The 2921-nt window shown below is 48.7% G+C and carries 3 protein-coding genes; all 3 read left to right on the plus strand.

Features of this window, described 5'->3' with window-relative positions; genetic code table 11:
• A partial coding sequence (locus BP822_RS11440; protein ID WP_286878324.1) for a DUF1646 family protein occupies positions 1-621 on the plus strand: 621 nt, incomplete at its 5' end.
• 239 nt (positions 622-860) lie between these two features.
• Positions 861-1736 (plus strand): universal stress protein, encoded by an 876-nt coding sequence (locus BP822_RS11445; RefSeq protein WP_273278004.1) that lies wholly within the window; start codon positions 861-863, stop codon positions 1734-1736.
• A 435-nt stretch (positions 1737-2171) separates the two neighbouring features.
• Positions 2172-2561, plus strand: coding sequence for a hypothetical protein (locus tag BP822_RS11450; RefSeq protein WP_157863700.1), 390 nt, complete (start codon positions 2172-2174; stop codon positions 2559-2561).
• Positions 2562-2921 lie beyond the last annotated feature (360 nt).

The raw sequence follows: 2921 nt of genomic DNA on the forward strand, positions 1-2921 counted from the left end.
GGAGCAGTTCTCACGCCAGTTGGCGAGCCCCTTTCCACCATCGCCATCACCAAGCTGCAGGGTGAGCCCTATAACGCCGGATTCTTCTTCCTGTTCAATCAGCTGGCCGTATATATCATACCGGGCTGCCTGGCCTTCGGCCTTCTGGCCATGTTCTTCACCGGCAAAGCCAAGCTCTCTGAGTGCATGGTCGCTGAGGAGGAGGACGGCGGCTTAAGAGAGGTAGTGGTCAGAGCAGGCAAGGTCTACATCTTCGTCATGGCCCTCCTGCTCCTCGGCTCGGGAATGAAGGTAGTGATAGATAAGTACCTACTCGGCATATCCCCACAGATCATCTACTGGGTCAACATGATCTCGGCCATATTGGACAATGCCACACTGACTGCGGCTGAGCTCAGCCCGGCCATGGACATGGTCCAAATCCAGGCGGTTCTGATGGGCCTTCTCGTATCAGGCGGCATGCTGATTCCCGGCAACATCCCCAACATCATCTCTGCAGGAAAGCTGGGAATCACTAGCAAGGAGTGGGCGAAGCTCGGCGTGCCCCTGGGCCTAATCGCCATGCTGATCTACTTCGTGTGGATCTTCTACATACCTTTCCACGTTGAGTTTGCTCTTTAGAAGTGATGCTCGCATCACTTCTTTTTTTGTGGGGGAGCATGCGATTGGCTCCAGAAAATCTCCCTTGAAAACGTTTGGCGAATTGCCAGTGGATTGCATCTTCGAGTTTTCATCTGATCCAGATATCTCACCATCTAATGCGCCCTCTTGAAGACAAGCAGTCAACTAGTTCATTATTAATTGTTATGGTCGATGAATTGAAATATCATAATGATGAATTAATTCAGGAGATGGTTGATATGTTTGAAAAGGTTTTATTCCCCACAGATTTTTCCAAGTACTCCCAGAAGGTCCTAGAGTGCGTTAGAGAGCTTCCAGGCGTGAACGAAGTGGTGCTCCTGCATGTGATCGGCCCTGCAGATCCTCTCGCCAGGGTATGGGACCCAGGAGGGCGGATCGATGAATCTAAAGTAAACCTAATAGAAGAGAGCAAGATTCTGAGCAGCCGAGGCCTCAGCGTCAAGACGAGAACAGAGGCCATAATGGAGGGGGATATCGCCAGAGTGATCCAGAAAGTAGCGGATGAAGAGAAGAGTTCCGTTATCGTCATGGGCGCGAGAGGCAAGAGTGTCGTGGAGGGCATATTTTTGGGAAATGTCGCCAAGAACGTTCTTCGCTATGGGAACACAAATATTCTTCTTATGCGCTACAAGATCCTGGAAGGCAGGAGCGGCCCAAGCTTAGAGCAATTCTGCTCTCATCCCTTTTCAAGAATACTCTGTCCCACCGACTTATCGAAGCCGGCCGAAGAGGCGATTGCTTTCATCAAGAGGACTAAAGGGGTAGGAGAGATATTGCTCCAGCATGTAGTCTATCGGGGAGAGACCTGGAGAGAGATCGAAGCCCAAACAGAGGAGACAACCAGGAAGCTCAATGTCATCCGGGATGAGCTTGAGGAGGCCAGAATAAAGGTCAAAATCCACACAAGCGTGGGAAATCCCGCTGAGGAGATAATCTCCCTGGCCGAGAAGGAGAATGTGTCGCTGATTGCGATGAGCTCCCATGGAACGGGCTGGTTGAAGCAGTTGGGTGTGGGGAGCACGACCTACGATGTGGCGAAGATGGGCGACAGACCGGTCTTAGTGATCAGAGCAAGAGCTGAATGCATGGTCTAGATAAGATTCTATTTTTGCAGGATTCGACAATGCAATAAGAAAAGCATAAATACTAAAATTGTTCATGTTTATTAATCGTTAATTTGGTCTGGATAGGAGATGAGATGAGCGATAAAATACCTGCAATAGCCTTCCTCGTTGCAACGCTGTGCCTGGCAATTCTAGTTACCATAATGTTTCCAGATTTGCCTGGACTGCCTTAGGCTTCAATACGAAGCTTCCGACCCGAGATTATTCAAAAACTCAGCAGAAATTTATCTAATATAACTAATGCAATGCGTTTCATAAGTATGTCGAGTTGAGCACCTAGCAAGCCATTTGCCCAGGATTAGGACTGCAATACCCCCTCCTTCGTGGCTTCGAGGATATCTCCAGAGAATCCCTCGACGAGGCATGCTTTTTCTGCGTAATTAGCCAAGTCAATTCGGAGCGCCGATGATAAGAGGAAGATCTGCAGCTACAGCCACGGGGTGGCTCTTGTTGATGCTTGGTGGAGCGATGGCATTGATCACTGGCAAGGGTGATATTACAGTGATCACTGCGGGTTTGCTGATCGTATTTAGTGGTGTATATGTGCTAAGCTTGGTCAAACCAGCTTCCAAGCAATTCATAGGGGCGGGATGGCCAGAGAAATTCTGCAGGATCTCGGCAGTTGCCATTGGATTGATAATGGTGGCCAGCGGATTCATCAGCTCAACAAGCGGTATTAGAGATATTTTGATCTTTTATGACTTTGCAGGGATCTACTTCGTGCTAATCGGCCTTCTGCCATTTGGTTGGGGGCTTTACATATTGAAACTAGCCATTTATGGTGTCCGATCTTGATGTCTCTTCCTGCCACCCCCAGCCCGAGTCTTGGATTCTTATGCATTGCTGAAACATCTCAGGCGCTCAGTCCATTATTTGACTCGTTGCTGAATTATGTGGGTGAGTTCAGGCAGAGAATATGGCCTCTGTTCCTCTGCGCCTCTGTGGTTGAGTTGGAGCATAGCGGTTCACCACAGAGGCAAAAAGATACAGAGAATTTGCGATCCAAGTTCTCCCATACCAAATAGCGAGGAGCCCATTATTTGTCTAAGATGAGCTGAAACCTTCTTTTGTTCCACAAATTTCCAGAACAAGGACTCCCTGTGTGGAGACGGAAAAATGAGGACGAAAAAGTGGATCAAGATCGGCTAGATTTAC

This window comes from Methanosaeta sp. UBA458 (genome assembly GCF_002496085.1).
Taxonomy (GTDB): domain Archaea; phylum Halobacteriota; class Methanosarcinia; order Methanotrichales; family Methanotrichaceae; genus Methanothrix; species Methanothrix soehngenii.